Annotated in this window: 1 protein-coding gene; it reads left to right on the forward strand. The window is 40.4% G+C overall.

The features are described from left to right. A partial coding sequence (locus tag CD113_RS12425) for an E domain-containing protein (RefSeq protein ID WP_206167429.1) occupies nt 1–312 on the forward strand: 312 nt, incomplete at both ends.

The raw sequence follows: 312 nt of genomic DNA on the forward strand, positions 1-312 counted from the left end.
CACAGGAGAAAAAATTGGTGAAGGACAACCAACAGAAGAAATCACTAAACAACCAGTAGATAAGATTATTGAGTTCGGTGGCGAAAAAGTACCGCAAGATCACAAAGATGAGTTCGATCCAAACTTACCAACAGATTCAACAGAAGAACATCCAGGTAAACCAGGTGTTAAAAATCCAGAAACAGGTGAAGTGGTAACACCACCAGTTGACGATGTGACAAAACACGGACCAAAAACAGGTACGCCAGAAACAAGAACAGAAGAAGTACCATTTGAAACAAAACGCGAATTCAATCCAAACTTAAACCCTGG

The organism is Staphylococcus simiae, assembly GCF_002902085.1.
Classification (GTDB): domain Bacteria; phylum Bacillota; class Bacilli; order Staphylococcales; family Staphylococcaceae; genus Staphylococcus; species Staphylococcus simiae.